8 protein-coding genes are annotated in these 6,707 nt (G+C 49.2%); 5 read left to right on the top strand and 3 right to left on the bottom strand.

Translation table 11 applies throughout. The features are described 5' to 3' along the window. A partial coding sequence (locus F566_RS0128065) for an IS3 family transposase (RefSeq protein WP_020405008.1) occupies nucleotides 1-249 on the top strand: 249 nt, incomplete at its 5' end. 15 nt (nucleotides 250-264) lie between these two features. On the opposite strand, the gene F566_RS34380 is transcribed toward F566_RS0128065, so the two are convergent. Beyond that, nucleotides 265-831 carry an ADP-ribosylglycohydrolase family protein gene (locus tag F566_RS34380; RefSeq protein WP_020410377.1) on the bottom strand — a complete coding sequence of 189 codons (567 nt, stop codon included), beginning with the start codon at nucleotides 829-831 and terminating at the stop codon, nucleotides 265-267. 262 nt (nucleotides 832-1,093) lie between these two features. Between F566_RS34380 and F566_RS0128055 the strand changes: the two genes are divergently transcribed. Beyond that, nucleotides 1,094-1,459: a hypothetical protein gene (locus F566_RS0128055; protein WP_157497153.1), complete on the top strand. Its 366-nt coding sequence runs from the start codon at nucleotides 1,094-1,096 to the stop codon at nucleotides 1,457-1,459. A gap of 57 nt (nucleotides 1,460-1,516) precedes the next feature. Here the strand turns inward: F566_RS0128055 and F566_RS0128050 are convergent, their stop codons facing one another. After that, entirely contained in the window at nucleotides 1,517-2,335 is an 819-nt protein-coding gene (locus tag F566_RS0128050) for an inositol monophosphatase family protein (protein WP_020410375.1), read from the bottom strand. A 72-nt stretch (nucleotides 2,336-2,407) separates the two neighbouring features. Continuing rightward, complete coding sequence (locus tag F566_RS0128045; RefSeq protein WP_026180376.1) at nucleotides 2,408-3,253, bottom strand: prephenate dehydratase; 846 nt, start codon at nucleotides 3,251-3,253, stop codon at nucleotides 2,408-2,410. A 169-nt stretch (nucleotides 3,254-3,422) separates the two neighbouring features. Here F566_RS0128045 and F566_RS0128040 point away from each other — a divergent pair, with 169 nt between their 5' ends. From F566_RS0128040 to F566_RS0128030, 3 genes are all read left to right on the top strand, one after another. Further along, nucleotides 3,423-4,136, top strand: coding sequence for a hypothetical protein (locus tag F566_RS0128040; protein WP_033416997.1), 714 nt, complete (start codon nucleotides 3,423-3,425; stop codon nucleotides 4,134-4,136). Between the two features lie 77 nt (nucleotides 4,137-4,213). Beyond that, on the top strand, nucleotides 4,214-4,951 hold the full coding sequence (locus tag F566_RS0128035) for a J domain-containing protein (protein ID WP_020410372.1): 738 nt from the start codon (nucleotides 4,214-4,216) through the stop codon (nucleotides 4,949-4,951). A 611-nt stretch (nucleotides 4,952-5,562) separates the two neighbouring features. After that, nucleotides 5,563-6,648 carry a 3-deoxy-7-phosphoheptulonate synthase gene (locus F566_RS0128030; RefSeq protein WP_020410371.1) on the top strand — a complete coding sequence of 362 codons (1,086 nt, stop codon included), beginning with the start codon at nucleotides 5,563-5,565 and terminating at the stop codon, nucleotides 6,646-6,648. Nucleotides 6,649-6,707: the final 59 nt, after the last annotated feature.

The following is a 6,707-nucleotide window of genomic DNA, read 5'->3' as shown; positions in this document are numbered from 1 at the left end:
CATGGCTTTGTTGGCAGCATGAGTCGAAAGGGGAACTGCTGGGATAACGCGGTAGTGGAGAGCTTCTTCGGTAGCCTGAAGCAAGAACGGATTCAATGGCACCACTACCAGACTCGACGAGAAGCACAGCAAGATGTGTTGCATTACATCACGATGTTCTACAACAGCTTTCGGCTACATTCATATTTGGATTACCAAAGCCCGAATCAATATGAAACGGCCTGGAAAGAATTACGAGAAGTTGCTTAACTGGGTTGTCACAAATCAGTTGACCACGTCATTATGGGTTAACTCGGTGGAGGCCTTGACGATCAGCTTCATTATTTCGGGTCGATCTCCCAGCATGACACCGATAATTGGCGCTCTCATCGCTGGGCCGTTTCCTGCTGAATACACACCGCTGTATTTTGCCGGATAGCCGAGCCAGAGCTTAATGATCGAGCGGCCCGTAGCAAGGCCAATGCCAGCAGGCAAACGAAGCAGCCACCATCTTAAACGCCAAGCTAAGCTGGGCTGAAACTTATCCCAATCCCTCCAATGTTCAATGAGCGATGCCGCCGTCATCACGGCATGTTCGGTATCATCTGAGACCATTCCTTTTCCAAAAAACAGACAGTGTTTGGGGCTGGACTTGAGCAGCTTGGAGATGCGTCGAGACGAAATGCCTTCGTAAGGTAAGCCTAAAGAATCGCCTACCATTAGACTCAGTAGAGAGCCTTCGATAGCATACTCGAGGTTTGCAGTTGTATTTATCTCGGGAGATTTTGTGTTGGCATTAAAACCGGACATGAAGGCCTCGTTGATAAATTGGCTTAACAATTGAGTTGCCACGTTAAGCGCCAGCTATAGGAGCATTCGGTCCCTAAATTAACGATCTAAGGGAACTATTAATAAAGAGAGCTATCAATAAATGTATAAGGAAGTGAAATCCGTTTCAAAACACGGCCGCCCTCCATCAGGAATCAGTCGCCCTGCAAAAACTCACTGGCTTCTCGGAATAAGCTGTCTATTTATTTTCCCTGCACTTGTCAGTTGTGCTGTAGTTCAAGCTGAGTCTCAGGAAAAGTATAGATATACGAGTGCTGAAGAGGCAATGGAAGCACTGATCGAGGCATACAGGTCGAAGGATATAGAAGCCGCGGTAGAGGCAAAAGGCTTCAGGGAGGAAGCAAAGCAGATGCTAAGAGACTTGGATGTTTCGATTGAGCATGATCCAGAGCAGGTTGCTCTGACCGCTGAAGTGCTCGAATTATCCTATCGACGCAAGATTGAGGAGTATGGTTTCCCTGATTTTAGTGGCGCAGTATGCGAGGTGGGGTTATTGAGGCACTATCAGAATAATATTTACATTGCGACAGAAGACTGTGAATCGGAAAGCGGGTATGCCAGCTATTTTAATATTTATGTCGCGGAAACAAAGTACGGGTGGAGAGTTCTGAATAGTGCTCCAAGGAAGTAGTACAAGTGACACAGATGTTCAAAGAATCACGGTCCTCTATGAGGACGGAGGCGGGAATCACTCCCGCCCATCAGCTTCCTGCAGCAATTCTTTCAACCGGTCATAGATCGCCGGTGTTGCGATAATATTATCCGTTCCAAACAATTCTTCCGGGATGTCGTCAGGCACAGGGCCCAGGTGGCCGCAGCGGGCGCCGGCCTCGGAAGCAATCAGGCGTGCGGCGGCAAAGTCCCAGGGGCTGACGGTTTCGTAATAGGCATCCAGACGACCCATGGCAACCCAGCAGATATCCAGAGCGGCAGAACCGATTCGACGGATATCGCGGCATTCACCGAGCACCGCTTCCAGACGTTTTACCAGATGATGCACGGTTTCCTTGTGGTAAGGGAATCCGGTTGCGATCAATGACTGCCGAAAATCTGTTTCGCCACTGACGGAGATAGGCTTGTGGTTACAGTGGGAAAACTGGCCACGTATTGCATGAAAAGTCTCGTTCTGCATGGGGGCGTGAACAACGCCGACCTTGGCTTCGCCGCCCTCGAAGTAAGCGATAGATACAGCTACCTGGCTGTGTCCGTAAGCAAAGTTTACGGTGCCGTCAATGGGGTCCACGACCCAGAGCGGAGCATTGGAGTCCTTGATTTTCGATAAGTCGTTGGCACTTTCCTCAGACAGAATCTGGTGGTCAGGAAAGTTGGCCTGAATACTCTTTCGAATCATTTCATCGACTTTCAGATCGGCGGAAGTCACCAATTCCTGATGGCTTTTATATTGAGTTTCAAAGGCTGCATGGCGCTGTTCCTTTTCAATCACTTCGCCGGCCTTTAAAGCCAGATTAACGGCAAAAATGGATATGTCGCTCAGCCATTGGCTCATGGTGTGTTACTCCGTCATGGTGAGGCAACATCTCAAGGCGCTGCCTGTGCTATATCTATTGATATCAGTTTATCAGTCGTGAAAGCTGCGACTTGCACGTGCCGGATGAGCCCGGTAGGTGCCCAGTACACGAACATCTTCGGCAAAAAAGCTCAATTCTTCCATTGCCAGCTGCAGGGGGCGGGAATTGACATGTCCCTCAAGGTCAACGTGAAACTGGCTGGCATTCAGTGTGCCGCCTGGCATGTAACTTTCAAGTTTAACAAGATTGACACCGTTGGTGGCAAAACCGCCGAGGGCTTTGTATAAAGCCGCCGGTATATTGCGAACCTTGAATAATAAAGAGGTGATGTAAGCGACGCCGGGTTCCAGAGGTGGCAGGTTCTGCTCATGGGACAGGATAATGAACCGGGTGGTATTGCCGCTCTGGTCCTGAAAACCCTGTTCAATGATTTCCAGTTGATAGAGTTCTGCCGCCAGGCTGGAGGCAATGGCGGCCGCGTCTGTGCTGCCGCTCTGGCTTACCTGCAGGGCGGCACCGGCCGTGTCCAGTGTCGCGACCGGGTGATAACCCAGTTTGCGTATGTGATCGCTGCATTGTGCCAGAGCCTGGGGGTGGGAGTACACGGTCTTGATACTATCTTTGGTGGTGCCTTTCGGTGCCATCAGGCAGTGGTTGACCGACTCGAAGTGTTCTTCAATGATGAACAGGCTCATTTTGGGAATCAGGCGATAGATTTCTTCAACTCTTCCCGCTGTCGAGTTTTCCAGAGGAATCATGGCCAAATCTGCCTTACCCTGCTCCACCTCTTCCATAGCAGCCCTGAATGATGAGCAGGCTCGAGCCTCCTTATCCGGAAATACATGTTTGCAGGCTCGGTGTGAGTAAGCGCCTTCGTGGCCTTGATAAACGATCACAATATACCTCTGATCAGGTGATAAGCAGGGAGCCTACTTTAAGTGATTTTATCAGATGAATGAAGAGACAGTGGGCTTCAATACCCGGTGAGGAGTTGATATTTGTCCTGTCAGGTATCAGATTAGGAGTTGTTGGCCCAACAGTGTGATTATGATCGGAGAATCCGCAATGTCTGAAAAGGACGCCAAACCTCCTGCCCGACGATCTGACATTGATCAGTTTCTGGCAAAGGTGAAATCAATTCCCCCGTCAGTAAAGTCGGGTAAAGGGCGATTGCTCTTTACCATAGATGCCACCATGAGTCGCCAACCTCTTTGGGACCAGGCCAGTCAGTTACAGGCGGAGATGTTAACTACTGCAGGCAACGAAACAGGTCTGTCTGTGCAGTTCGCTTATTACAGGGGATTGATGGAGTTTTATCATAGTGCCTGGGTGGATAAGCCAGAGCAGTTAGCCGATGAGATGACAAGGGTATACTGCCAGGCTGGGCAAACCCAGATTGGGCGCCTGTTACAGCACATGCAAAATGAAACCCGCCAGCACAAAGTGAATGCAGCAGTATTTGTCGGGGACGCATTGGAAGAAGATTCTGCGGGATTGTATAAACTGGCCGGTCAGCTTGGCCTTCTTGGCATGCCATTATTTATTTTTCAGGAAGGATATGATCCGAGGGTAGAGGCAGTATACCGGAAACTGGCTCAGCTGACTGGAGGGGCCTATTGTAAGTTTGACGAAGCCAGTGTCAGTCAACTCAAAGAGTTACTGAAAGCAGTTGCTGAGTATGCCCGTGGTGGGTATTTGGCTTTGGAGAATTATGCCAGGAAGAGGAAAGACTCCCTGGTGTCGGAATTGGTCCGGCAATTGCCGTCCCCGAAGCGTTGACTGCATCATCCCTTCATATATTTGTGTTATTTATAGTGGTCGATCTCTATCGGCTCTAACTCTAAGGACTTTGAAACGTGCAGATAATATTGGGACTCGCTCTGTTGTTGGTAATGTTTTACCTGCTGAGTAATGCAGTTAAAAACCCTTCAACTCCCAAGCAGAAAAAGTTGATTTACATTGCTCTCAGTCTTGCAGGAGGCATTCTCCTGTTGCTGGTTTTGTCAGGAAGGCTTCATATTTTGGCTGCGTTGGGGGCGGGAATACTATTAATTCTCAGACAACTACCCTGGATCTTGCGTTCACTACCAGTAATAAAACAGTTGATGGGAAAGGCTGTTTCCTCCAGCGCTGGACCAGGGCAAGAGTCCACCTTGGAGACCAGTTTACTGAAAATGACTCTGGATCATGCGAGCGGGGAGATGGATGGAATGATTCTCTCTGGAACCTATACCGGGCAGCGGTTAAGCACCATGTCTGTTGCGCAATTGGCCGATCTCTATCGAGTGGCAGTCAAAGCACACAGTGACAGTATTGAAGTTCTGGAAACATATTTTGAGCGGATCTATGGCATACATTGGAGAAGTCAGTTTGACGTTGAAGATGTTAGCGCTGGAAGAGAGGCTGGTGCCGGGGAAGCGATGACGGTGGAAGATGCCAAGGATGTTCTTGGACTTGACGGGGACGTTTCCCGTCAGCAAGTTATTGAGGCCCATCGACGACTGATGCAGAGGTTCCATCCTGACAGGGGAGGGAGCAATTATCTGGCCGCCAAGATCAATGAAGCCAAAAAGAAGTTGTTGGACTCGCTTTAGACTTTGCACTGATGCTCATGCTTGCCTAGGAAGAATTGGAAAAAATGTTAATTATGACGAATTAAGGGTTGCAGCTTACCTGAAATAACAGATAGACTCAGGCCCATGAATATTTTAAGCGCACTTAACATCAGCAAAATCAGTCATTCAGTTTCCGCTGAAGCTGCTATTGCGTCTGGCGCTTATTTTAGCGGTTGGCACTTTTGGTTTTATTTTTTTAGAACCTTTAAGCGTACCGCCTGAAAAAAATACAGGAAGGGTCGCTTAAGCAAGCGGCCTTCCGGAAGAATCAAAAAGCCCCGAAGGTCGCACCCTCGGGGCTTTTTTTATGTCCCGGATTTTTAACAGGAAAATGTGATATACCTGAACGGATAACCTGAAGAAAACGGGATCAAAAAATGAAAACTCAGGAAAATCAGCAAGATAAGGGTGAGAGCTCACGAGTTCAAGCAACCATCAAAAGATGGGAACCTTATCACTTCTATTGGATTCGCTGGTGGTGCCAGTCTCGGTTTAGTTACTAACTCAACCGCCTTTCAGGGCTGCGAACGAGTAACGAACGAAATGAACCAGACAAATTGATGCGAAAAGAATCCAAAGGAGTAATACTGATGAACCAGGCCATTTTAGAATCCACGATTGCGAAAGCAGAACAACAGACAAACGCCACGGTAACTGAATCCATGAGCGAAGATCATCTGCCTTCAGCCCGGCAATTGGCTGAGCGCTACCCGTTGTCCGATGGCATGCTGCAACAGTTGCAGGCACATCGTGAACAAATCAATGCCATTCTCGATGGTAGAGACCATCGCCTCCTGGTGGTCGTTGGTCCCTGTTCTATCCACGATGTGGATGCAGCGATTGAGTACGGACGGAAGTTGGCCGCGTTGCAGGCAAAATTGAGTGACCGGTTGTTGCTCGTGATGCGGGCATATGTCGAGAAACCGCGCACGACCATTGGATGGAAAGGGTTGGTATATGATCCCCATATGGATGGTCGACACGATATGGCACAGGGCTTATCAGAAGCCAGGAGGTTGATGGTGTCTCTGGCTGAGCTGGGCTTACCACTGGCAACTGAAGCGCTCAGCCCCATTGTGTCAGACTATCTTCAGGATCTGGTTTCCTGGACTGCCATCGGAGCCCGTACCACTGAAAGTCAGTTGCATCGGGAAATGGCCAGTGGGCTGGATTCTTCGGTAGGATTCAAAAACGGCACCGACGGCGGTGTTGAAGTTGCCATTCAGGCGATGCAATCAGCCAGTGCCCCTCATGCGTATCCCACCCTTTCAGCTTGCGGCCGTCCTCAGTTAAGAAGAACTTCCGGTAATCCTCATGTTCATCTTGTCCTTCGGGGCGGCGGACAAAAACCTAACTACGATGAAGCCTCTGTTAAGCGCTACAGTAAAATCCTGGAACAACATGGCATGTTGCCTCGTCTCATGGTGGACTGCAGTCATGATAACAGCGGCAAGGATTATACCCGGCAGGGTCGTGTAGTGGCTGAAGTGGCCCGTCAGCTGAGTCTTGGTCATTCGCCCATCATGGGGGTCATGATTGAAAGTCATCTGAAGGAAGGGAAGCAAAAAGTCTGTCCAGGACAGCCGTTGGAATATGGTGTTTCAATTACAGACGGATGTATTGGATGGGACGAGACGGAAGCGGTTCTGAGTAAATTGCATCAGGCTTTGAGCTGATTCTAACTGTTTGATTGGTGCCTATGGATGCCCAGTGAAGGGCATCCACCAGTGGTGCT

This window comes from Hahella ganghwensis DSM 17046, from assembly GCF_000376785.1.
Taxonomy (GTDB): Bacteria; Pseudomonadota; Gammaproteobacteria; order Pseudomonadales; family Oleiphilaceae; genus Hahella; species Hahella ganghwensis.
The sequence above is the reverse complement of the archived record's forward strand: the minus strand, read 5'-3'. Positions and strand labels throughout refer to the sequence as shown.

What these genes read in the sequence shown, in the direction of transcription:
- F566_RS0128055 (WP_157497153.1), top strand. Translation starts at nt 1,094, where the DNA reads ATGGAAGCACTGATCGAGGCATACAGGTCGAAGGATATAGAAGCCGCG.
- F566_RS0128050 (WP_020410375.1), bottom strand. Translation starts at nt 2,335, where the DNA reads ATGAGCCAATGGCTGAGCGACATATCCATTTTTGCCGTTAATCTGGCT.
- F566_RS0128040 (WP_033416997.1), top strand. Translation starts at nt 3,423, where the DNA reads ATGTCTGAAAAGGACGCCAAACCTCCTGCCCGACGATCTGACATTGAT.
- F566_RS0128030 (WP_020410371.1), top strand. Translation starts at nt 5,563, where the DNA reads ATGAACCAGGCCATTTTAGAATCCACGATTGCGAAAGCAGAACAACAG.